The 21,409-nt window shown below is 67.7% G+C and carries 19 protein-coding genes and 1 other RNA gene; 13 read left to right on the plus strand and 7 right to left on the minus strand.

Going from position 1 to position 21,409, the window contains the following annotated elements; genetic code table 11:
* Positions 1 to 582: a helix-turn-helix domain-containing protein gene (locus BKG60_RS09070; protein WP_070188125.1), complete on the minus strand. Its 582-nt coding sequence runs from the start codon at positions 580 to 582 to the stop codon at positions 1 to 3.
* A 47-nt stretch (positions 583 to 629) separates the two neighbouring features.
* On the opposite strand from BKG60_RS09070, the gene BKG60_RS32770 reads away from it, so the two are divergent.
* Complete coding sequence (locus tag BKG60_RS32770) at positions 630 to 2,183, plus strand: SAM-dependent methyltransferase (RefSeq protein WP_070188133.1); 1,554 nt, start codon at positions 630 to 632, stop codon at positions 2,181 to 2,183.
* Positions 2,184 to 2,220: 37 nt separating this feature from the next.
* Complete coding sequence (locus BKG60_RS09080) at positions 2,221 to 3,510, plus strand: DUF222 domain-containing protein (RefSeq protein WP_075909577.1); 1,290 nt, start codon at positions 2,221 to 2,223, stop codon at positions 3,508 to 3,510.
* A gap of 9 nt (positions 3,511 to 3,519) precedes the next feature.
* Here BKG60_RS09080 and BKG60_RS09085 read toward each other — a convergent pair whose 3' ends face one another.
* Positions 3,520 to 3,939, minus strand: coding sequence for a VOC family protein (locus BKG60_RS09085; RefSeq protein WP_070943356.1), 420 nt, complete (start codon positions 3,937 to 3,939; stop codon positions 3,520 to 3,522).
* A 9-nt stretch (positions 3,940 to 3,948) separates the two neighbouring features.
* A complete protein-coding gene (locus BKG60_RS09090; RefSeq protein ID WP_070188128.1) occupies positions 3,949 to 4,401 on the minus strand; it encodes a helix-turn-helix transcriptional regulator in 453 nt (150 codons plus the stop codon).
* A gap of 29 nt (positions 4,402 to 4,430) precedes the next feature.
* Between BKG60_RS09090 and rnpB the strand changes: the two genes are divergently transcribed.
* Positions 4,431 to 4,825: RNase P RNA component class A (gene rnpB / locus BKG60_RS09095), an RNA gene on the plus strand.
* A gap of 16 nt (positions 4,826 to 4,841) precedes the next feature.
* On the opposite strand, the gene BKG60_RS09100 is transcribed toward rnpB, so the two are convergent.
* Complete coding sequence (locus tag BKG60_RS09100; protein ID WP_075909578.1) at positions 4,842 to 6,332, minus strand: CYTH and CHAD domain-containing protein; 1,491 nt, start codon at positions 6,330 to 6,332, stop codon at positions 4,842 to 4,844.
* A 160-nt stretch (positions 6,333 to 6,492) separates the two neighbouring features.
* Between BKG60_RS09100 and BKG60_RS09105 the strand changes: the two genes are divergently transcribed.
* Both BKG60_RS09105 and BKG60_RS09110 read left to right on the plus strand, forming a co-directional pair.
* On the plus strand, positions 6,493 to 7,191 hold the full coding sequence (locus BKG60_RS09105) for a TetR/AcrR family transcriptional regulator (RefSeq protein WP_070943354.1): 699 nt from the start codon (positions 6,493 to 6,495) through the stop codon (positions 7,189 to 7,191).
* A 10-nt stretch (positions 7,192 to 7,201) separates the two neighbouring features.
* Complete coding sequence (locus tag BKG60_RS09110) at positions 7,202 to 7,987, plus strand: enoyl-CoA hydratase/isomerase family protein (protein WP_070943551.1); 786 nt, start codon at positions 7,202 to 7,204, stop codon at positions 7,985 to 7,987.
* Here BKG60_RS09110 and BKG60_RS09115 read toward each other — a convergent pair.
* A complete protein-coding gene (locus BKG60_RS09115; protein WP_070943353.1) occupies positions 7,984 to 8,847 on the minus strand; it encodes an oxidoreductase in 864 nt (287 codons plus the stop codon). The genes BKG60_RS09110 and BKG60_RS09115 overlap by 4 nt on opposite strands.
* Positions 8,848 to 8,935: 88 nt before the next feature.
* On the opposite strand from BKG60_RS09115, the gene BKG60_RS09120 reads away from it, so the two are divergent.
* A complete protein-coding gene (locus BKG60_RS09120; RefSeq protein WP_070943352.1) occupies positions 8,936 to 9,367 on the plus strand; it encodes a MarR family winged helix-turn-helix transcriptional regulator in 432 nt (143 codons plus the stop codon).
* A 14-nt stretch (positions 9,368 to 9,381) separates the two neighbouring features.
* Here BKG60_RS09120 and panB read toward each other — a convergent pair whose 3' ends face one another.
* Positions 9,382 to 10,239, minus strand: coding sequence for a 3-methyl-2-oxobutanoate hydroxymethyltransferase (gene panB / locus BKG60_RS09125; protein WP_070943550.1), 858 nt, complete (start codon positions 10,237 to 10,239; stop codon positions 9,382 to 9,384).
* Between the two features lie 161 nt (positions 10,240 to 10,400).
* Here panB and BKG60_RS09130 point away from each other — a divergent pair, with 161 nt between their 5' ends.
* From BKG60_RS09130 to BKG60_RS09160, 7 genes are all read left to right on the plus strand, one after another.
* A complete protein-coding gene (locus BKG60_RS09130) occupies positions 10,401 to 11,792 on the plus strand; it encodes a WS/DGAT/MGAT family O-acyltransferase (RefSeq protein ID WP_070943351.1) in 1,392 nt (463 codons plus the stop codon).
* A gap of 65 nt (positions 11,793 to 11,857) precedes the next feature.
* On the plus strand, positions 11,858 to 13,375 hold the full coding sequence (locus tag BKG60_RS09135; protein WP_207549519.1) for an alpha/beta hydrolase: 1,518 nt from the start codon (positions 11,858 to 11,860) through the stop codon (positions 13,373 to 13,375).
* Positions 13,376 to 13,464: 89 nt separating this feature from the next.
* Positions 13,465 to 14,976 (plus strand): alpha/beta hydrolase, encoded by a 1,512-nt coding sequence (locus tag BKG60_RS09140; RefSeq protein WP_075909604.1) that lies wholly within the window; start codon positions 13,465 to 13,467, stop codon positions 14,974 to 14,976.
* A 52-nt stretch (positions 14,977 to 15,028) separates the two neighbouring features.
* Entirely contained in the window at positions 15,029 to 16,369 is a 1,341-nt protein-coding gene (gene glnA, locus BKG60_RS09145) for a type I glutamate--ammonia ligase (RefSeq protein ID WP_070943349.1), read from the plus strand.
* Positions 16,370 to 16,404: 35 nt separating this feature from the next.
* Entirely contained in the window at positions 16,405 to 19,410 is a 3,006-nt protein-coding gene (locus BKG60_RS09150; RefSeq protein WP_120764859.1) for a bifunctional [glutamine synthetase] adenylyltransferase/[glutamine synthetase]-adenylyl-L-tyrosine phosphorylase, read from the plus strand.
* Positions 19,411 to 19,498: 88 nt separating this feature from the next.
* On the plus strand, positions 19,499 to 20,128 hold the full coding sequence (locus BKG60_RS09155; protein ID WP_070943348.1) for a PaaI family thioesterase: 630 nt from the start codon (positions 19,499 to 19,501) through the stop codon (positions 20,126 to 20,128).
* Complete coding sequence (locus BKG60_RS09160; RefSeq protein ID WP_070943347.1) at positions 20,125 to 20,982, plus strand: TIGR03619 family F420-dependent LLM class oxidoreductase; 858 nt, start codon at positions 20,125 to 20,127, stop codon at positions 20,980 to 20,982. Before BKG60_RS09155 ends, BKG60_RS09160 begins: the two co-directional genes overlap by 4 nt.
* On the opposite strand, the gene BKG60_RS09165 is transcribed toward BKG60_RS09160, so the two are convergent.
* The gene (locus BKG60_RS09165) at positions 20,979 to 21,395 is read right to left on the minus strand and encodes a DoxX family protein (RefSeq protein ID WP_070943346.1); all 417 of its coding nucleotides are present in this window, start codon (positions 21,393 to 21,395) and stop codon (positions 20,979 to 20,981) included. The two genes, BKG60_RS09160 and BKG60_RS09165, sit on opposite strands and share 4 nt — an antisense overlap.
* Positions 21,396 to 21,409: the final 14 nt, after the last annotated feature.

A 21,409-nucleotide genomic window follows, 5' to 3' on the forward strand; every position in this document is an offset into this window, starting at 1 on the left:
TCAGGCGTGCAGATGTAATTGCTCGCCGTGCGGGCCGAAGATGGTGATCGCCTCGACCGGGCCGTCGACCACTCCGAACCAGTGCGGTGTCCAGGTCGAGAACTCCACGGCCTCGCCGGGATTCACCACAAAATCCTGGTCGCCCAGGATCAGCCGGAGCTGTCCGGACAGCACGTACATCCAGTCGCGGCCTTCGTGGACGGGGAATTCGGCCGGTGGTTTGCGGCGTTGGGCACTGATGCGGATCTTGTAGGCGTGCAGGCCGGCCGCCGGGCCCTGCCGGGTCAACGGCCAGTAGGTGATGTTGTGGTGGGTGTGCGAGGCGCCGGTGACCCGGGGGTCCTCGGCCTGCGGTGTCCGCAGGAGCTCGTCGGTGGTCACCGACAGTGCGGCCGCCAACCGGGGCAGGTGATCCAGGGCCAGTCGGCGCTTGCCCGACTCCAGCCGGCTCAGTGTCGAGACGTCGATCTGTGCGCGGCGCGCGACGTCCTCCAGAGTGAGTCCGCGTTGTGCCCGCATCTCGCGTAGCCGGCTGCGGACCAGGGCGTCGATGTCGTCGGCTTGGGCAGCGTTTGCCTCCATGGCAAATCAGCTTGGCACTTTGCCATGTATTGGGCAAGCTCGACGGCATGGAGAACATCTGGGATTGCGTCATCGTCGGCGGCGGTGCAGCCGGCCTGAGTGCGGCGCTGGTGCTGGGCCGGGCCCGGCGGCGCGTGCTGCTCGTCGACTCGGGGAATCAGAGCAACCTCGCCGCACACGGAATCGGCGGCCTGCTGGGCAGCGACGGGCGCCCGCCCGCCGATCTCTATGGGGTGGGCCGCGCCGAGCTGGCCGCGTACCCCACGGTGGAGGTACGCACCGGCGAAGTCGTCGGCGGTGAGCCGGGATTCACCCTGGAGCTCGCCGACGGAACTCGTGAGCAGGCCAGGACGGTGTTGCTGGCCACCGGGATGGAGTACCGGGGGCCGAACATCGACGGACTCGAAGAGCTCTGGGGCCGTTCGGTTTTCCACTGCCCGTTCTGCCATGGCTGGGAGGTGCGAGATGCGCCGGTCGCCGTGGTCGCCCAGGGAGACCGTGCCGTGCACTCGGCGTTGATGATGCGCGGCTGGACCGAGGATCTGGTGGTACTCACCAATGGGGACAGCGGGCTGGACGAGGCGCAGGTCAAGCAATTGGACGCGGTCGGCATAGGTGTCGACGAGCGTCCGATCGCCCGATTCGTCGCGCACGACGGCGAGCTGACGGCCATCACATTCACCGACGGCACCCGGCTGGCCAGGCGTGGCGCGCTCGTGGCCGCCACACTGCACCAACGCTCACCGCTGGCCGCGCGCCTCGGCGCCGTTTCGGCTCCGGGCCCGATCGCAGCCGACGCGCTCGTCGTCGACGGGTTCGCCCGCACCTCGGTGCCCGGATTGTTCGCCGCGGGCGACCTCAGCGCCCAGATGCCTCAAGTGGCCGCCGCGGTCGCATCCGGCAGCCAAGCCGGCGCCGCCGTGGTGCAGTACCTGCTCGGTGAAGATGTCGGTCTCCCGGTGCCGCCGTGGCCCAGTCAAACGACCGTCACCGCCCAGTACTGGGAACGGCACTACGGGCAGCGCGGACGCATCTGGAGCGGACGCGTCAACGCCCAGCTGGCCAAGATCGCTGCGGATCTGCCCGCGGGCCGGGCGCTGGATCTCGGTTGCGGTGAGGGCGGCGACTCCGTCTGGCTGGCCGAACAGGGCTGGCAGGTCACGGGAGTCGACGTCTCCGACACCGCGCTGTCGCGCGCTTCTGCCGAAGCGCGGGAGCGGGGGGTGGCCGACCGCATCACGTTCGAGCGCCACGACCTGTCCGAGAGCCTGCCCGACGGGCCCTTCGATCTGGTGTCGGCGCAGTTTCTGCAATCGCCGATCTTCATGGACCGCGCCGACATGTTGCGTCGGGCGGCCGACGTGGTGGCGCCCGGTGGCCGGCTCGTCGTCGTCGATCACGGTGCCGCGCCCCCGTGGGCCCCGGAACATGTCCGGAAGTTCCCGTTCCCCAGCGCCGACGACGTAGTCGCCTCGCTGAACCTCGATGAAGCGCAATGGGAACGAGTCCGGGTAGGTACCGATGAGCGCGATGCGACCGGACCGGACGGGCAGCGCGGCACCCTGATCGACAACGTGATGGTGCTGCGGCGGTTGGCCTGAAATCGACCTGTCACACCCCGGTGGCATAATCGCATGTATGTTCGATATGATGGCGTTGGCGCAGGTCAACCCGCATGATGACGAGGCGGAGCTGCACCGGCGCATCGAGGAACTCGAACGGGCGAAGTCGGCGGCGGCAGCCGGCCAGGCCCGGTGTGCGGCCTTGTTGGAGGAGAAGCGCCGGGCCGCCGAGGCGGCGGCGGGCGTGCCGAGGGCAAAGCGGGGCCGTGGGGTGGCGTCGGAGGTCGCGCTCGCCCGCCATGATTCGCCGACGTGCGGCAATCGGCACCTTGGGTTCGCCAAGGCGCTGGTGCACGAGATGCCGCATACGTTGGCGGCGCTGGAGTCCGGGGTGCTCTCGGAATGGCGGGCGACCCTGATTGTGAAGGAGTCGGCCTGCCTGACGGTTGAGGACCGGGGCACGCTGGATGCCGAGATGTGCGCCGACGTCACCAGGCTCGACGGTATGGGGAACAAGCGGATCGAGGCGGAAGCCAAGAAGATCGCCTACCGACTGGATCCGCAGGCCGTCGTCGACCGGGCAGCGAAGGCGGCAGAGGATCGCGATGTCTGGATCCGGCCGGCACCGGACTGCATGGCCCGGCTGACGGTGTTGTTGCCGATGCCGAAGGGTGTCGGCGTGTACGCGGCGCTGAAGCGGACCGCCGACACCACCTTTGACGGCCGGACCCGCGGCCAGGTGATGGCCGACACCGTGGCGGAGCGGGTGACCGGCCGGCCCGCCGACGTGCCCGAGCCGGTGGCGGTCAACTTGCTGATGTCGGACCAGACCCTGTTCGGGGACGATGAGAACCCGGCCGTGGTCGAAGGTTACGGCCCCGTGCCTGCGAGCGTCGCCCGCAACCTCGTCAGTGACGCGGTGGCCGACGAGCAGTCGCGGGCGACGCTGCGCCGGCTCTTCCGGCACCCGAAGTCCGGTGCGCTGGCGGCGATGGAGTCGAGGTCGCGGCTGTTTCCTTCTGGGCTGGCCCAATTCATCGGACTGCGGGACCAGACTTGCCGGACCCCATACTGCGATGCGCCGATCCGCCATCACGACCACGCGCAGCCTCATGCCGGCGGCGGTCCGACCAGTGCGCTCAACGGTCTCGGTGAGTGCGAACGCTGCAACTACGTCAAAGAATCACCCGGGTGGGCGGTCACCACGAGCGACGAGAACGGTGTACACACAGCTGAATTCGTCACCCCGACCGGGGCGGTCTACCGATCGACCGCCCCGCCGCCGCCTGGGCCCATCGAGAGGTACGAAAGCGTGACCGAGCTGCGGGTCGCGATCGAATTCGCGCGGTGTGCACCTGCCGCGTAGCCCGGTAGCTCAGTCGGTGCGCTGGGTCAACCGCACGCTGTTGCCCGACGGGTCACGGAAACCGGAGTCGATGCCGTAGGGCATCTGGTTGGGCGGTTCGCTGAATTCGACGCCGCGGGCGGTCAGCTCCTCAAAGGTCTTCTGGCAGTCGTCGGTGGTCAGAAACACCGTGCCGGCGAAGCCTTTTGCGGTCAGGTCTTGGACTTGCTTGCGGGTCTGCGCATCCATCACCGGCTCGCCGGGCACGGCCATCAACACGATGCCCACGTCGTCCTGCCCTGGCGGGCCGACCGTCACCCACCGGAAGTCGCCCATCTCCTCCAGGAACGAAACATCTTCGCGCACTTCCATTCCCACCTTCTCGGTCCAGAACTTCAATGCGACTTCCTGATCGTGGACCCACAGGTGCGTGTAAGCGATTCTCATCATGAGCTGACGCTACGTCCGCTCCGGCCCGGCCGTCTTCTCCGTTTGTGCTGTCTTGGCACGGCCGGTGTGAGGCCGTCGGGTGTCGCGCGCCAGAATGCAGCTGGGCACCGGGGCGCGCAGCATGGCCGGCGGCAAGCCGGCCCGGTAGGCAGCCGGCGGCTTGCCATAGACCCGCGCGAAGTTCGTGGTGAAGGAACCGACGCTGTGCAGGCCGACCATCACGCAGATGTCGGCGACCGAACGGTCGGTGTTGCGCAGCAGCGCCGCGGCCCGCTCCAGGCGCCGGCTCTGTAGGTAGGCCCGCGGGGACTCGCCGAACGTGCGGGTGAACATGCGGCTGAAGTGGGCCCGGGACAATCCGGCGGCCGCCGCCAGGTCCTCGACGGTGATCGGGTCCGCATAACGGGCGTCCGCCAGGTCCTTCGCGCGGAGCAAATATCGTGCCGGTGGCACCTGTGCCATGAAAATAAGGGTACGGTGATCAGCGCGAACGAGTTGGCTGGGCGGCCGCGGCACCGGTGAGAACCGGGGTTCGAGGAAAGTCCGGACTTCACAGAGCAGGGTGATTGCTAACGGCAATCCGAGGTGACTCGCGGGAAAGTGCCACAGAAAACAGACCGCCAGAAATGGTAAGGGTGAAACGGTGCGGTAAGAGCGCACCAGCACCCCGGGTGACCGGGGTGGCTAGGCAAACCCCACCCGAAGCAAGGCCAAGAAGGCCGCAACCTGGTTGCGGTCGCGCAGGCGCCTGAGGGCTGCTCGCCCGAGCCTGCGGGTAGGCCGCTTGAGGCACCCGGCGACGGTGTGTCCAGATGGATGGTCGCCACTGGCCCTCCCGGAAACGGGAGAGCCGGCACAGAATCCGGCTTACAGGCCAACTCGTTCGCCCCAGCCCCAACCGCCTAGTGGGCCTTGCGAACCGCTTTGTCCAGTTTCTTGAGTGCGTCCTGCAGCATGGCCCGCGACTGCTGGGCGGTGTCGTGCTCCTGCTGATACAGCAGCCCGTAGGTGAAGGTGTCCTCGCCGGCGGCATGTGCGGCGTCGGCCTGGGTGCTCAGGTGCGCCTTGCTCACCACGCTGTCCTGATGGTCGCCCAGCAAGGACTGGATGTTCTTGGCGCGTTCGGACACCTTGTCGGCACCGGTAGCTGCCGCGGTGTACCGAAGTCGCTTGGCGCCCTTGCGAATTCGATGCAGCGCCTCGTCCTTTTCGGTGGCGTCGGCCTCGTCGGCAGTCACCTTGGCCGCGGCCTTGGCGGCCTTACGAACCCGCTTGTACGCGGAGTCGATGTTGGCCGTGGGCTTCTCGCCGTCTGCGGGCTCCGGCGGCTCGGCCCGCACCAACTCTTCTAGCGCATCCAGCAGCCGGAAGTAGCGCTGTGAGCGCATCGCCAGCAGCGAACGACGCCAACCCGCCGTGTAGCGACGGTTGGCGCCTTCGACCAGGCGCTGGCGCACCGGTCCCCGGACCAACTCGGGGTCCATCTCGTCGAGCGCACTCTGATACCGCTCGGCCAGCACCTCGGCATCACGGGCCACGCCCAGCACCGCGGCCAACGCCCGCAGCTCGTCGAGTACCCAGCCGTCGTCGTTGAGCCCGAAGGCTTGCTTCGACTCCTGCAGCAGGCTACGGATCTTGCGGGTGGTCACCCGCATTTGATGCACCGAGTCGTAGGCGTCCGCGCGCACCGCACGGTCCCACACCAGCAGCTCCTCGATCTGTTCGGCGATGGCCCGGTGTATCGGATCGGCCGGGGGAGCAGGCGGCGCAACGGTATCGGTTCCGAGCACCTTGGCCAGCTTCGAGGCATGCCCGGCCGGTTCCGCGCCGGCATCGGCCAGCCGGTTCGCCAGCCGATCCATCAGGTCGTCGGGAACATCGGCGGCGAGCAACTCCAGTTCCCATTCCCGCCAGCTCTGTTCGTCGCCGTCAATCGCCGAAGCGGTCACCCGGTCATCGCAGAACTCGGCGAGCGCGGTGCCGTCGGAGCCATGCAGCACCTGCACACTGCGCCGGGTGCTGATCCGTGCGACGGGCGAGACCGGACGGTCGCGCACGATGGCAAGCACGACGTCGCGCAGATCCTCGGGCACGGTGTCGGTTGCCGTGCCCAGCGGTGCGCGTATCTCGGTGCGGGTGTCGGCCCCGGCCGGAAGCTTCAGGTGCCAGCCCGCGTCCGAGCCGCCGGTGCGGCGCCGCAACGTGATGCGGTGCGCGGCAAGATCACGATCCGGGGTGTCGAAATACACCGCGTCGAGGCGTTGGGTTTCGGTGCGGGCCACCTCGGCGACGGCCGAAAGCCCTTCGAACGACGGCGAGACGGTGTCCTCGGTGACAGCGAACTTCCGCTCGATTTCGGTGTACCTCGCGGTCTTCGATTTGCCGGGGGCCATAGTCACCTTCGCTGTGCACCGGAGGCGGGAGATCGGATGGCACCAGCGTGCCATATTCGGGTGGCAGCCACGACCGGTGCCTGGTCACAGCCGCATCAAGACTTGCCGCACGGCACGGCGCTGTCAGCCATGTCCCCGGACGTCTCTTAGTGTTGCTGACATGGCGGCTGAGACGACCCCGGCGAGCGCCGCCGGCGCGCGTGGACGCCCGCGGCTGGAGCGGCCACGCCGACCGGGCTCCACCGCCCGCGAGCAGATCCTCGATGCCGCTGCCGAACTGTTCACCACCCACGGCTATGCCAGCACATCGACCCGGCGTATCGCCGATGAAGTCGGGGTGCGCCAGGCCTCGCTGTATCACCATTTCGCCACCAAGGACGACATCCTCGACGCGCTGCTGACCGGCACCGTCGACGATGCCCTGCAGTTGGGCGTCGAATTGCTCGACGGCACGGGGCGCGCGACGCTGCGTCTGCACACACTCGCGGTCGCCGATGCCCACCAGTTGTGTGCCAGCCGCTGGAACTTGGGTGCCCTGTATCTGCTGCCCGAGCTGCGCACCGGCCGGTTCGAACCGTTCCGACGCCGCCGTGCCGAGCTACGCGAGGTGTATCGCAAGCTGTCGGCGGCGGTGATCGCCGAATGCGCAGGCCCGCCCGATGCCGCTGACCTTCCGTTCCGGTTGGTGGAATCGGTGGTCAACAGCCGCTCGGACGACGTCGAGGGCACGCCGGAGCGGCCCTGGGTGATCGGGGAGGGTGCGCTGCGAATCCTCGGGTTCGACGGCGACTTCGGCCCGCTGGTGGCCGCTACCGCGACCCGGCTGGGCGTGCGGCCCCCCGAAACCCCGGCCCGATAGAGTGCGGGCCGTGACCGAGCCCACGTATGAAGCCATCTCGTTCGAGCAGTCCGACGCCGTCGCGCGCATCACCCTGAACCGCCCGGACGCCGCGAATGGCATGAACGACATCATGACTCGCGAACTGGCCGACGCCGCCCGGCGCTGCGACACGCCAGGGATCAAGGCCGTGGTGCTGACCGGTGCGGGCCGGTTCTTCTGCGCAGGCGGGGACCTGAAATCCTTCGCCACCGCGCCCGACCGGGGACGGTTCATCAAGGGCGTCGCCGATGACCTGCATCAGGCCATCTCGTCGTTCGCCCGGATGAACGCCGTGCTGATCACCGCCGTCAACGGCACCGCGGCCGGCGCCGGATTCAGCCTCGCTGTGGTCGGTGACCTGGTCCTGGCCGCCGAACCGGCCACATTCACCATGGCCTACACCAAGGTCGGCCTGAGCCCCGACGGCAGTGCCTCCTATCACCTGCCGCGGCTGGTCGGCCTGCGCCGGGCACAGGAACTCATCCTGACCAACCGCACACTCTCGGCAGCCGACGCGATGGACTGGGGATTGGTCACCGAAGTGCTCGCGGCCGACGAGCTCGACGCCCGGGCCACGAAATTGGCCGAGCAGGTGGCGGCAGGCTCCGGTGGATCCAACGGAGCGGTCAAGTCGCTGCTGGTGTCGTCCTTCAAGAACAGCCTCGAAGAGCAAATGGCGGCCGAAGCCCGGTTCATCGCCGAGCGGGCCAACTCGGCCGACGGCCGCGAAGGCGTCGACGCGTTCCTGGCCAAGCGCAAGCCCGACTTCGCCTAGATCGCGAGGTCCGCCGGGAGCTCGATATCGGCGGCGGCGAGGTTCTCCTCCAGGTGTGCGATCGAGGACGTACCCGGTATCAGCAACACGTTCGGCGCCACGTTCAACGTCCACGCCAACGCGATCTGCGCCGGTGTGCGGCCCAGTTCGGCGGCGACCCGCCGGATCTCCGGGTGACCCAGGACCGGATTGTCCAGCGCGAATGCCGAACCCAACGGGAAGAACGGCACGAAGGCGATGTCCCGTTCGACGCACAGGTCGAGCACTGGCTGCGAGGTGCGATCGGCGAGGTTGTAGGCGTTCTGCACACAGACGACCTCGGTGCGCTCGAGCGCGGTTTCCAGGTGCTCGCGAGAGACGTTGCTCAGCCCGATACCGGCGATGAGGCCTTCGTCGCGGGCGGCGATCATGGTGTCCAGTTGCCGATCGAACAGCTCCCGGTCGACCTCGCCGGGGGCCCCGGCGTCGGCCCCGAACACGCGCAGATTCACAACGGCGAGCCGGTCCACGTCCAGGGTGCGCAGATTCGCTTCCAAGTCGCGGCGTAGATCATCGGGCTGTTGGGCCGGAAGCCAGTTGGCCGCCTCGTCGCGCTTGCCGCCGACCTTGCTCACCAGGGCCAGGTTCTCCGGATAGGGGTACAGCGCCTCGCGGATGAGTTCGTTGGCGACATTCGGGCCGTAGAGCTGAGCGGTGTCGATGTGGTCGACCCCGAGTTCGACCGCGCGCTGCAGCACCGCGATGGCCGCGTCGTGGTCGCGTGGCGGCCCGAACACCCCGGGCCCGGGCAACTGCATCGCACCGAATCCGATCCGCCGGACCGGGTGCGCGCCTAGTGAGTACGTCTGTGGGGAGGTCATGAACGACCTTTCATTAGATCTCTAACTATATGAGATCGAACTATATGAGCGCTGATATCCTCTGTCAACCAATTGGAGGAGAACCGTCGTGAACGACGAACAACGGACCGCGGCAGAACTGGCCGACGCCTTCGGCCGTGCCGCCAAATCCGTTGTCCGCGCGTTCGATGAGCGCCTCGGCGACCGCGGCGTGTCGACTCCGCGGTCCAAGCTGCTCGCCGAGATCGAAAGGCTGCAACCGGTCCGTTCGGCCGATGTGGCCCGGGCGGTCGGCATCACTCAGGCCACCGCGTCAACCCTCGTCGAGGCACTGGTGCGAGAAGGATTGGTAACCCGTGCGCCCGACGAAAATGACCGTCGGGCAGTACGGTTGACGACCACAGACCAGGGTCGGGAGCAAGCGCGCCGCTGGCGGGCCGACTACACCGCCGCTGCGCACGAGATGTTCGCCGGCCTCGGCGAAGACGACAAACGAGCGCTCACCGAGTTACTCGTCAAACTCGGTGACGCCCTCGCCTGAGGCCGAAGCCGAGATCAGTAGGAATGCTCCTCGGCCGGGAACACCCCGGTCGCGACGTCGTGCGCGTACTGCGATGCCGCGCGGTGCAGCTCGCCACCCACGTCACCGAAACGCTTGACGAACTTGGCGGTCTTGCCGCTGGTGAGCCCGGCCATGTCCTGCCAAACCAGCACCTGCGCATCGCAATTCGGGCCGGCGCCGATACCGACCGTGGGGATCGTCAGCTTGCCGGTGATCTGGGTGGCCAGCTCGGCGGGCACCATCTCCAACACCACCGCGATGGCACCGGCCTCCTGCACCGCGATCGCATCGTGGATCGTCTGCTCGGCGGCGTCGCCGCGGCCCTGAACCCGGAACCCGCCCAGGCCGTTCACGCTCTGCGGGGTGAAGCCGATGTGTGCGACCACCGGGATGCCGGCGGCCGACAGCATCGCGATCTGATCGGCCATCCGCTCACCGCCCTCCAGCTTGACCGCCTGCGCACCCGTCTCCTTCATGAACCGGGTGGCCGTGGCCAGGGCCTGCTGCGGGCTGGACTCGTAGCTACCGAACGGCAGGTCGGCGACCACCAGGGCGTGCGGGGCACCCTTGACGACCGCCCGGGCCAACGGGATCAGCTCGTCGATCGAGATCGGCACGGTCGTGTCGTAGCCGTACACGACATTTGCCGCCGAGTCGCCGACGAGCAGCACCGGGATCTCGGCCTCGTCGAAGACCCGCGCACTGGAGTAGTCGTAACAGGTGAGCATGGCCCACTTGTGGCCTTCGGACTTCCATTTCTGCAGCGTCAGGGTGCGGACCTTGGTGCGCGGCTTGGATACCACGGACTCGGCAGCCGAATCGGAAGCACCATAAACAGACTGTTCAGACATCATCGTCCCTTGTGATGGTCGGTTCGATCCTCGAGGCCGCTTCGGCGGTCCCCGGGTTCGTTGGACATCTGCCAGTCTGCCACCGCCGGGAATGAAGGCAAAAGCGACGTTCGAGTGGATTTCCTCACAGTTTGAACGCGGCGCCTCTTAACATCAGCGGCATGCAACGGCTCAGCGGACTCGACGCCAGCTTCCTGTATCTCGAAACGGCCGCGCAGCCCATGCACGTGTGCTCGGTGCTCGAACTGGACACCTCGACCATGCCGGGCGGATACACCTTCGACCGGATGCGTGACGAACTCTCACTGCGTATCAAGGCGATGCCGCACTTCCGGGAGAAACTGGCCGACAGCCGGTTCAACCTCGACCACCCGGTCTGGGTGGAAGACAAGGACTTTGACGTCAACCGGCACCTGCACCGGATCGGGCTTCCGGCCCCGGGAGGGCGCGCCGAACTGTCCGAGATCTGCGGCCACATCGCGTCGCTCCCGCTGGACCGCACCAGGCCGCTGTGGGAAATGTGGATCATCGAGAACGTCGCAGGCACCGACGCGCACGAGGGCGGTCGGCTGGCGCTGATGACCAAGATCCACCACGCCGGCGTCGACGGCGTGACCGGGGCCAACCTGATGTCGCAGTTGTGCACCACCGAAGCCGACGCGCCGCCGCCCGATCCGGTGACCGGCGTCGGCGACGCCTCGGGAGCCGAGATCGCGATCAGCGGCGCCCTCAAGTTCGCGTCCCGCCCGCTCAAGTTCGCCAACGTGCTGCCCGCCACCGCGACATCCGTCATCGACACGGTGCGCCGAGCCGTCAACGGCAACGCGATGGCGGCCCCGTTCAACGCCCCCAAAACCGCGTTCAACACCAACATCACCGGCCAGCGCAGCGTCGCATTCGCCCAGTTGGACCTCGACGACATCAAGACCGTCAAGAACCATTTCGGCGTCAAGGTCAACGATGTGGTGATGGCGCTCGTTTCCGGCGTGCTGCGCACCTTCCTGCACGACCGCGGTGAACTCCCGGAGAGCTCGCTTGTCGCGATGGTGCCGGTATCGGTGCACGGCCGTTCCGACCGGCCCGGACGCAATCAGGTGTCGGGGATGTTCTCCAAACTCGAAACCAACATCGACGATCCGGCCCAGCGGCTCCTGGCCATCGCCGCGTCGAATTCGGTTGCCAAACAACACAGTTCCGCGATCAGTGCGACGCTGCTCCAGGATTGGACGCAGTTCGCGGCACCGGCGGTCTTCGGAGCGGCGATGCGGGTGTACGCGGCCAGCCGACTGTCCGGGGCCAAGCCGGTCCACAACCTCGTCATCTCCAACGTGCCCGGGCCTCAGGACCCGCTGTACCTGTTGGGCTGTGAGGTCAAGGCCATGTACCCGCTGGGCCCCATTTTTCACGGATCGGGTCTGAACATCACCGTGATGTCGCTGACCGGGATGCTCGACGTCGGCATCATGTCCTGCCCGGAATTGCTGCCTGACCTGTGGGACATGGCCGACGATTTCCACGTTGCGCTCGACGAGCTCCTGGCCGCTACCCGATAACCTCCCAGCGCGTCGCGACCGGGCGCGGCCTGCGGCGATGTCGCGTCATGGCAGCATGGTCAGCCATGAAGTTCAGCATGAGGTTCGGCGCGCTGCTGGCGTTGACGGCGATTGCCGCGGCGGGCTGCACCCAGGTGGTCGACGGCGAAGCCAAGATCGCGGTCCCGCGCCCCGGCACGCCGCTGCAATGGCTGCCGTGCAACGCCGGTTCGGGGGACCACGTGCAAATCCCCGACAACGCCGAATGCGGCATGTTGTCGGTGCCCGTCGACTACTCCAAGCCTGACGGCGAAGTCGCGAGGCTGGCCATGATCCGGTTCCCGGCCGCGGGCCAGAAGATCGGCTCGCTGGTGATCAATCCCGGCGGCCCCGGCGAGTCCGGGGTCGATTCCGCCGTCTCCCTGCTGTCGGGCCTGCCGCAGTCGGTCAAGGACCGCTTCGACATCGTCGGGTTCGACCCGCGCGGAGTCGGATCGTCGACGCCCGCTGTGTGGTGTAACTCCGACGAGGACAACGACCGGCTGCGCGCCGACCCGACGGTCGAATACACCCCTGAAGGTGTCGAGCACCTGGAAAACGAGACCAAGAAGTTCGTCGAGCGCTGCGTCGAGAAGATGGGCAAGGAGTTCCTGGAGAACGTCGGCACCGAGAACGTCGCCAAGGATCTGGACGCGATCCGGGTCGCACTCGGCGACGACAAGCTGACCTACCTGGGTTATTCCTACGGCACCCGCATCGGCGCCACCTACGCCGAGCAGTTCCCGGACAAGGTCCGCGCGATGATTCTCGACGGAGCCGTCGACCCCAATGCGGACCCGGTGGAAGAGGACATCCGTCAGGCCGCGGCGTTCCAGAAGGCCTTCGACGACTACGCCACCGACTGCACCACCAAGAACCCCGACTGCCCGCTGGGCACGGATCCGGCCAAGGCCGTCGAGGTGTACAAGAGCCTGGTCGACCCGTTGGTGGAACATCCGGCGAAGACGCGTGATCCGCGCGGGCTCAGTTACAGCGACGCCACCGTGGGCACCATCCTGCCCCTGTACTCGCCGAATCTGTGGCGGCACCTGACCGAGGGCCTGACCGGGCTTCAGAACGGCAACGGCGACGTGATGCTGGCCCTGGCTGACCTTTACATGGGCCGAGATGCCAAGGGGCACTACAACAATTCGACCGATGTGCGCGTCGCGGTGAACTGCGTCGACAAGCCCGCCATCACCGACCGTGCCACCGTCGTCGAAGAGGACCGCCGGGCCCGCGAGGTGGCGCCGTTCATGAGCTACGGCGAATTCACCGGGCACGCACCCTTGGGCACCTGCGCTTTCTGGCCGGTGCCGCCCACCAGTAAGCCGCACGAGATCTCGGTGAAGGGCCTGCCCCCGACATTGATCGTCTCGACCACCAACGACCCGGCCACGCCGTACCAGGCTGGTGTCGACCTGGCCCGCCAACTCGGCGGCACGCTGGTGACCTTCGAAGGCACCCAGCACACCGTGGTGTTCCAGGGCAACAAGTGCGTCGACGACATCGCCGCGACCTACCTCGTCGACGTGACGGTGCCGGCGCCGGGGACTCGCTGCTGACCGGTCCGGCCCGCCAAGGTCACCGGATGATCTCCGGCCGATTGCCGCTCGGCCTCGGGCACAGACCCGGCGCGGTGCGCCGTGCGACCATGACTGCCGTGTGGTGGGCGGGCAGGGCAGGACGTGTGTTGGCGGTGGCGTTGTTCGGCCTGTCCGCCGTGGCCTGCCCCGTCGCGCAGGCCGCTCCGGAATCGGGGCCGGAATGGGGAAGCTGCGCCAACTGGGTGCAGAATCCGGCCGCGATCCCGACCGCGCAATGCGGCACTGTGGCGGTGCCCGTGGATTGGAGTTCCCCGGATCCGCAAGGTGCCCAAGCGCAGTTGGCAGTGATCCGGATTCCGGCCGGCGGTGAGCGGATCGGCGCGCTGTTCATCAACCCGGGCGGCCCTGGTGCCTCGGCGGTGAACACCGTCGCCGGTATGGGGGCCGCGTTGGCCGGCTCCCCGCTCACCGACCACTTCGATCTTGTCGGCTTCGACCCGCGCGGGGTCGGACACTCCACCCCGCAGTTGCGCTGCCGCACCGATGCCGAGATCGACGCGTACCGCCGCGAGCCGATGGCCGATTACAGCCCGGCCGGAGTCGCCCACATCGAAAACCTTTACCGCCAGTTCGCCCAGCAGTGCCTGGACCGTATGGGCGCACCGTTTTTGGCCAACGTCGGCACCGCCTCGGCGGTACGGGACATGGAAGCGGTGCGGGCCGCGCTGGGGGAGGAGCAGATCAACTATCTGGGCTTCTCCTACGGCACCGAACTGGGCGGGGCGTACGCCGAACAATTCGGCGACCGGGTGCGCACGATGGTGCTCGACGGGGCGATCGACCCCAGCCTCGATCCGATCACCAAGAACATCCGTCAGCTCGCGGGCTTCCAGAAGGCGTTCGACACCTATGCCGCGGACTGCGCGAAATCGGCCGACTGCCCACTGGGCACCGATCCCGCCCAGTTCGTCGGCCGGTTCCAGCGCCTGGTCGACCCGTTGGTGACGACGCCGCACCCGACCTCGGGCCCGCGCGGCCTCGGCTACGCCGACGCCATCACCGGTACCGGCAACGCCCTCTACTCGGCGCGGTACTGGCCGTATTTGACCAGCGGGCTGCTCGGTCTGGCTCGTGGCACCGACGCCGGCGACCTGCTGCTGCTCGCCGACGACTATTGGCGCCGCGACCAATCCGGGCACTACTCGAACATGCAGGACGCCTTCACCGCGATCCGGTGCGTCGACACGCCGTTCCCCACCGACCCGGCGGTGTGGGCCGACGCCGACCGGCGGCTGCGGGCCGCGGCGCCGTTCATGGCCTACGGGGAGTTCACCGGATACGCACCCCGCGACGTATGCGCCCTGTGGCCGGTGCCCGCGACGTCGGTGCCACACCCGGTCACCGGCCCCGGACCGGGCAAGGTCGTCGTGGTGTCCACCACCGGCGACCCGGCCACGCCCTATCAGGCGGGCGTCGACCTGGCCCGGCAAATGGGTGCGGCGCTGATCTCCTTCACCGGAACCCAACACACCGTGGTGTTCAACGGGGATGCCTGCGTGGACACCGCGGTCCTGGATTTCTTCGTCAACCAGACCTCGCCGGGCAACCTCTCCTGCTAACTCCTTCCAGGCTCGTAACACAGAATTAACAGCCGATGCCTACGCTGCGCTCATGGACCGCCAGAAGGAATTCGTGCTGCGCACCCTGGAGGAACGCGATATCCGGTTCGTTCGGTTGTGGTTCACCGACGTGCTCGGCTACCTCAAGTCGGTAGCGATCGCGCCCGCCGAACTCGAAGGCGCTTTCGAAGAGGGCATCGGTTTCGACGGATCGTCGATCGAGGGCTTCGCCCGTGTGTCGGAGTCCGACACCGTCGCCCGGCCCGATCCGTCGACCTTCCAGGTGCTGCCCTGGACCACCAGCGCCGGCAAGCACTACTCGGCACGCATGTTCTGCGACATCACGATGCCGGACGGCTCGCCGTCGTGGGCGGACTCCCGGCACGTGCTGCGTCGCCAGCTGGCCAAGGCCAGCGATCTGGGCTTCACCTGCTACGTGCATCCCGAGATCGAGTTCTTCCTGCTCGAGGCCGGGCCAGACGACGGATCGGTGCCGATTCCGGCCGACAACAGCGGTTACTTCGACCAGGCGATCCACGATTCGGCCCCCAACTTCCGCCGCCACGCCATCGAGGCCCTCGAACAGATGGGCATCTCGGTGGAGTTCAGCCACCACGAGGGCGCACCCGGCCAGCAGGAGATCGACCTGCGCTACGCCGACGCGCTGTCGATGGCCGACAACGTGATGACCTTCCGCTACCTGGTCAAGGAAGTCGCCCTGGCCGACGGCGTGCGTGCATCGTTCATGCCCAAGCCGTTCGCCGAACATCCCGGCTCGGCCATGCACACCCACATGAGCCTGTTCGAAGGCGACACCAACGCCTTCCACAGCCCCGACGACCCGCTGCAGCTGTCCGACGTGGCCAAGTCCTTCATCGCCGGCATCCTGGAGCACGCCAGCGAGATCAGCGCCGTCACCAACCAGTGGGTGAACTCCTACAAGCGGCTGGTGCACGGCGGTGAAGCGCCCACCGCGGCCTCGTGGGGCGCCGCCAACCGCTCAGCTCTGGTGCGGGTACCGATGTACACCCCGCGCAAGGCGTCGTCGCGGCGCGTCGAGGTCCGCAGCCCCGACTCGGCATGCAACCCCTACCTCAGCTTCGCGGTGCTGCTGGCGGCCGGCCTGCGTGGCGTGGAGAAGGGTTACGTGCTGGGTCCGCAGGCCGAGGACAACGTCTGGAGCCTGACGGCCGAGGAGCGGCGTGCCATGGGGTACCGCGAGTTGCCGACCAGCCTGGGCAACGCGCTGGAGTCCATGGAGAACTCCGAGCTCGTCGCGGAAGCGTTGGGGGAGCACGTATTCGACTACTTCCTGCGCAACAAGCGCGCCGAGTGGGAGAACTACCGCAGTCACGTCACCCCCTATGAGCTGAAGACCTACCTGTCGCTGTAGTCGGCGCCGGTCCCGGCCATTGGTGCGCTACCGTCGTGAACGTGCCAAAGCCTGCAACCGATCGCCCGAAACTGCCCAGCGTCGGTCGGCTCGGTCTGGTGCATCCCCAGGCATCGGCCCACCTCGAACAGCTCGGCTGGAACACCGACGCGCACGTCGAACTGCTGTGGTCACTGTCGCGGGCACCCGACGCCGACGTGGCGCTGCTGGCCATGGTGCGGCTGACCGACGCGCTCGGGGCTGACGCGGACGAGCTCAACCGTCGACTGCTCACCGTCCGGCCTCTGCGAGGCCGGCTGTTCGGCATACTCGGATCCTCCCTGGCCCTCGGTGACCACCTCATCGCCCACCCGCAGTCGTGGCGCCTGCTGGACGGAGACGTCGTACTTCCCGGTGTCGCGGAGCTGCACAACATCTTCACCGCCGCCGCTCGCGATGCTGAGATCGACAGGGGCACAAGCAGTGCCGTGCCGGCCCTGCGAGATCTCTACCGCGACCACCTCTTGGTGCTGGCCGCGCTCGACGTGGCCTCCACGGTCGAGAACGAGCCGGTGCTGCCCTTCGTCGAAGTCGCCGCACATCTGTCCGACCTGGCCGACGCGGCACTGGGGGCCGCGCTGACGGTGGCCACCAGGGCCGTCTGCGAGGACGGGGTCGAGCCTCGCCTGGCGGTGATCGCCATGGGCAAATGCGGTGCGCGCGAGCTCAACTACGTCAGCGACGTCGACGTCATCTTCGTGGGCGAGGCCATCCCCGAGGGCGACGGTGACGACAACCTGGCCACCGCGACCCGGGTCGCCGGCGAGATGATGCAGTGCGCCGGTGAAGCCTTCTTCGAGGTCGATGCCGCGCTGCGTCCGGAAGGTAAACGCGGCCAACTGGTCCGGACCCTGGATTCCCACATCGCCTACTACCAGCGTTGGGCGAAAACCTGGGAGTTCCAAGCACTGCTCAAGGCGCGTCCCGCTGCCGGTGACGCCGAACTCGGCAAGGACTACATCGACGCCCTGATGCCCATGGTGTGGACCGCCTGCGAGCGTGAGGATTTCGTCCCCGAGGTGCAGGCCATGCGTCGGCGCGTCGAGGAACTCGTCCCGGCCGGGGTGCGGGCCCGTGAGCTCAAACTGGGTACCGGCGGCCTGCGCGACGTCGAATTCGCCGTCCAGCTCCTGCAACTGGTGCACGGACGCAACGACGATTCGCTGCATGTGGCCTCCACTGTCGACGCGCTGGCGGCGCTCGGCGAGGGCGGTTACGTCGGGCGCGACGACACCGCCAACCTGACCGCGTCCTACGAATTCCTGCGGCTGTTGGAACATCGCCTGCAGCTGCAGCGGCTCAAGCGCACCCACATGCTGCCCGACGACAGCGATGACGAGGCATACCGCTGGCTGGCCCGGGCCGCGCACGTCCGTCCCGATGGCCGGCACGACGCGCAGGGCGTGCTGCGTGAGGAACTCAAGCGGCAGAGCATGCGGGTGTCGCGCCTGCACGCCAAGCTCTTCTACCAACCCCTGCTGGAATCGGTGGGCCAGCCCGCGGTCGGCATCGGCGCCGGCATGAGCACCAAGGCTGCCGAACGTCAGCTCGCCGCACTGGGTTACGAGGGCCCGCAGAGCGCACTGACCCACCTGGCCGCGCTCACCGCCCAGAGCGGGCGGCGTGGCACCGTGCAGCAGGTACTGCTGCCGACCCTGTTGGACTGGCTGTCGGATACCCCCGACCCGGATGCCGGCCTGCTGGCCTACCGCCGGATCAGCGAGGAACTGGCCGAGCAACGCTGGTACCTGTCGACCCTGCGCGACGAGGGTGCGGTGGCCAAGCGGTTGATGCGGGTGCTCGGAACTTCGGCCTACATCCCGGAACTGCTGATGCGCGCCCCCGAGGTGATCCAGTTGTACGCCGACGGCCCCAACGGGCCGAAACTACTCGCCGGCGATCCCGACAGCGTGGCTCGAGCCCTGGTGGCGTCGGCCGGCCGGCACGCGGATCCGGTGCGCGGCATCGCGGCTGCCCGCACATTGCGGCGCCGGGAGCTGGCCCGCATCGCCTCGGCCGACGTGCTGGGCCTGCTCGACGTGACCGACGTGTGCAAGGCACTGACCTCGGTGTGGGTGGCGGTGCTGCAAGCCGCCCTGGACGCCGTGATCCGGGCCAACACTCCCGAATCCGGTGTGCCCGCGCGCATCGCGGTCATCGGGATGGGCCGCCTCGGCGGCGGCGAACTCGGATACGGCTCCGACGCCGACGTGATGTTCGTCTGCGAGCCCAGCTCCGGAGTCGAGGATTCGGCGGCGGTGCGCTGGTCGGTGAGCATCGCCGAACAGGTCAGGGCCCTGCTGGGGACACCGAGCGCCGATCCACCGCTTGAGGTCGACACCGGGCTGCGTCCCGAGGGGCGCAACGGACCCCTGGTGCGCACGCTGGCCTCGTATGCCGCCTATTACGAGCAGTGGGCTCAGCCGTGGGAGATCCAGGCGTTGCTGCGGGCCCACCGCGTGGCCGGCGATCTGGACCTCGGCGATCGGTTTCTGGTCATGGCCGACAAGACCCGTTATCCCTCGGGCGGGGTATCGGCGGAGGCGGTCCAGGAGATTCGTCGCATCAAGGCCCGCGTGGACGCCGAACGTCTGCCGCGCGGCGCCGACCCCAACACCCACACCAAGCTGGGGCGCGGCGGGCTGGCCGACATCGAGTGGACCGTGCAACTGTTGCAGCTGCGCTACGCGCACACCGTGCCGGCCCTGCACAACACCTCGACACTGCAGACCCTCGACGCGATCGGCGCTGCCGAGCTGGTCGCCGAGAGCGACGTGGAGCTGCTGCGCGACGCTTGGCTGACGGCCACGCGGGCACGCAACGCCCTGGTGCTGGTGCGTGGCAAGCCCACCGATCAATTGCCCGGGCCGGGCCGTCAACTCAACGCGGTCGCGCTGGCAGCCGGATGGGGCAGCGATGACGGCGGAGAGTTCCTGGACAACTATCTGCGGGTGACCCGGCGGGCCAAGGGCGTGGTCCGCAATATCTTCGGCGGAGAATAGCCGGCCGGGCGGAACCAGGCCCCGCCTGCATGACGTCGCAGTGGGTGGTGTTAATAAGGGCACATAACCAAATTCACTGGGAGTCCGGATGAAGCACACGTTCGACGTCATCACCGCGGCCGAGCACGATCGGCTCGAAGCGGTCTACGAGCCGTTCGCCCGGGCGATGCGCGAACTCGTGGACGCCGGTGTGCGCACCGAGGTGGACCCGCAGACCATCGCCGAAGCCACTGCCGCCGTCGCGGCCATCACCGCCTCACTGCGCCGCGAACAGCGCGACGGACCACACGCCATGCTGCATGCCGAGACGAACCGCCCGGTGGTGTGGGCCAACCCGGTCGTCGGATTGCGCAACGCGCTGGCCCCGCCACTGGTGATCGAGCATGCCGAGGACGGCAGCTGCTGGAGTGAGTTCGTGCTCGGCGCGGCCTACGAGGGCCCGCTGGGATGGGTACACGGTGGCATCTGCGCACTGGTGCTCGACCACATCCTCGGCGAGGTGGCCAGCGGCGGACTCAACGAGCCGCGCTACACCGGGACCATCACGTGCCGCTACAACCGCGGCACGCCGCTGGGGCCGCTGCGTGCCGAGGCCTATATCGACCGGACCGAAGGTGTCAAAACCTTTGCGCGGGGCCATATCAGCGACGGTGACGGGATCACCGTCGAGGCCGAAGGCGTCTTCATCACCCCGGCCTGGGCCCGGGATGCCGGATGAAGTTCTACGTCAGCATGGCCTTCATGGACACCCGTGAGGCCGTCGAAGTAGCCAGGGCCGCAGATGAACTCGGCTATGACGGGATGGGCATCCCGGACCATGTGGTGAACCTGGAGACGCTGTCCACGCCGTATCCCTACACCAAGGACGGGAAGCGACGCTGGGAGGCTTTTACCGACTGGCCCGACCCGTGGGTGATGATCGGCGCACTGGCGCTGGTCACCACCCGGTGCAAGTTCGTCACCACCGTCTACCTGCCCGCGATGCGCGACCCGTACTCGGCTGCGAAAGCCATTGGCACCGCGGCTTATCTGGCCGACGGGCGGCTGGAACTGGGCATCGGGGTGGGCTGGTGCGAGGAAGAGTTCGAGCTGCTGGGCCAGCAGTTCGCCCGGCGCGGCAAGCGCACCGACGAAATGCTCGAGTTGATGAAGAAGCTCTGGGAGCCGGGCTGGACCGAGTTTTCCGGTGAGTTCTATTCCACCCCGCGCCTGGAAATGGAGCCCACCCCGCCGCCGATCCCGATATATGTCGGCGGCCTGTCCGACATCGCGTTGCGCCGCGCGGCGCGCCACGACGGCTGGATCGGCGATCTGATCTCCACCGAGGCCGCACTGCAGCGGGTGAACCGGCTGCGTGAGCTGCGTGCCGAAAAAGGTTTGACGATGGATGATTTCACCATCATCACCCCACTCACCGACGCCTTCACGCCCGAACACTACGCACGCGCGGAAGCCGGTGGCATCCACGGCATCGTCACCATGCCGTGGATGTTCTACTCCGGCCCCGACGCCACCCTGGCCGAGAAGATCGACGGACTCAAGCGCTTCCGCAAAGACCTCGCGCTGGACTAAGTCTTACTTTTGCCGCGCACCGCATCCAACGCATAGGCGCCGCCGCCGATTGCCGCGAGCAGCAGGAAACCGAAGCAATACAGCACGGCGAGTTCGCCGCCGTTCTCGATCGGGAACAGGCCCTTGGGCTGGTGCTGGGTGAAGTAGGCGAACGCCATCTGGCCCGCGGCGACGATCGCCGCGATCCGGGTGAACAGCCCCACCATGATGAGCAGGCCGAGCACCAGTTCGAGAACGCCTGCGTACCAGTACGGCCAGGTGCCGACCGGCACGGCGCCGCTTCCCGAATCGACGGGCCAGGCAAAAAGTTTGGATGTCCCGTGGATGGTGAACAGGAGACCGAACACGACGCGGAACAAACTGATGACAGCGGGCGAGATCGAGGTCAGTCGGGTGTCCAGATTGGTCGTCATGGGCCGACAATACT

It is taken from the genome of Mycobacterium syngnathidarum (assembly GCF_001942625.1).
Classification (GTDB): domain Bacteria; phylum Actinomycetota; class Actinomycetes; order Mycobacteriales; family Mycobacteriaceae; genus Mycobacterium; species Mycobacterium syngnathidarum.

Coding starts and splice junctions, on each gene's coding strand:
- BKG60_RS09070 (WP_070188125.1), bottom strand. CDS start 582: ATGGAGGCAAACGCTGCCCAAGCCGACGACATCGACGCCCTGGTCCGC.
- BKG60_RS32770 (WP_070188133.1), top strand. CDS start 630: ATGGAGAACATCTGGGATTGCGTCATCGTCGGCGGCGGTGCAGCCGGC.
- BKG60_RS09080 (WP_075909577.1), top strand. CDS start 2,221: ATGTTCGATATGATGGCGTTGGCGCAGGTCAACCCGCATGATGACGAG.
- BKG60_RS09085 (WP_070943356.1), bottom strand. CDS start 3,939: ATGATGAGAATCGCTTACACGCACCTGTGGGTCCACGATCAGGAAGTC.
- BKG60_RS09090 (WP_070188128.1), bottom strand. CDS start 4,401: ATGGCACAGGTGCCACCGGCACGATATTTGCTCCGCGCGAAGGACCTG.
- BKG60_RS09100 (WP_075909578.1), bottom strand. CDS start 6,332: ATGGCCCCCGGCAAATCGAAGACCGCGAGGTACACCGAAATCGAGCGG.
- BKG60_RS09105 (WP_070943354.1), top strand. CDS start 6,493: ATGGCGGCTGAGACGACCCCGGCGAGCGCCGCCGGCGCGCGTGGACGC.
- BKG60_RS09115 (WP_070943353.1), bottom strand. CDS start 8,847: ATGACCTCCCCACAGACGTACTCACTAGGCGCGCACCCGGTCCGGCGG.
- panB (WP_070943550.1), bottom strand. CDS start 10,239: ATGTCTGAACAGTCTGTTTATGGTGCTTCCGATTCGGCTGCCGAGTCC.
- BKG60_RS09130 (WP_070943351.1), top strand. CDS start 10,401: ATGCAACGGCTCAGCGGACTCGACGCCAGCTTCCTGTATCTCGAAACG.
- BKG60_RS09135 (WP_207549519.1), top strand. CDS start 11,858: ATGAAGTTCAGCATGAGGTTCGGCGCGCTGCTGGCGTTGACGGCGATT.
- BKG60_RS09140 (WP_075909604.1), top strand. CDS start 13,465: ATGACTGCCGTGTGGTGGGCGGGCAGGGCAGGACGTGTGTTGGCGGTG.
- glnA (WP_070943349.1), top strand. CDS start 15,029: ATGGACCGCCAGAAGGAATTCGTGCTGCGCACCCTGGAGGAACGCGAT.
- BKG60_RS09155 (WP_070943348.1), top strand. CDS start 19,499: ATGAAGCACACGTTCGACGTCATCACCGCGGCCGAGCACGATCGGCTC.
- BKG60_RS09160 (WP_070943347.1), top strand. CDS start 20,125: ATGAAGTTCTACGTCAGCATGGCCTTCATGGACACCCGTGAGGCCGTC.
- BKG60_RS09165 (WP_070943346.1), bottom strand. CDS start 21,395: ATGACGACCAATCTGGACACCCGACTGACCTCGATCTCGCCCGCTGTC.